The organism is Vogesella mureinivorans (assembly GCF_007644035.1).
In the GTDB taxonomy this organism is placed as follows: Bacteria; Pseudomonadota; Gammaproteobacteria; order Burkholderiales; family Chromobacteriaceae; genus Vogesella; species Vogesella mureinivorans.
Genome location: NZ_VMTV02000234.1, coordinates 1 through 389, shown reverse-complemented (window position 1 = coordinate 389; position 389 = coordinate 1). Strand labels below are relative to the sequence as shown.

Below are 389 nucleotides of genomic sequence, written 5' to 3'. Positions count from 1 at the left end.
CCGCCAGCCCTGCATCGAACGCTTCCTGACCCGACTCTGGGACGCAGGGCTGGCCCCCGGCCATGCAGTGCGCTCGGTGGACGAGTGCATCGAGGAAGGCCGCAAGGACGCCACCATCGCCACCGCGCTGCTGGAGCTGCGTCCGATCTGCGGAGATCCGATGCCTGGCCAGCGACTGGCCCGCAGCGTGCGCAGCGAGGGCTTCTGGACGCCGGACGCGTTCTTCGAGGCCAAGCGCGCCGAGCAGCGCGCCCGTCACGCCCGCTACAACGACACCGCCTACAACCTCGAGCCGAATCTGAAAGAAGGCCCCGGCGGCCTGCGCGATCTGCACACGCTGTCGTGGATGGCGCAGCGCATCTACGGCGTGCGTGAGGTCTCCGAGCTGA

General features: G+C 69.4%; 1 protein-coding gene. It reads left to right on the top strand.

Annotation, left to right across the window (positions count from 1 at the left end; genetic code table 11):
* On the top strand, nucleotides 1-389 hold a 389-nt coding region (locus tag FLQ44_RS07960), incomplete at both ends, for a [protein-PII] uridylyltransferase family protein (protein WP_500692538.1).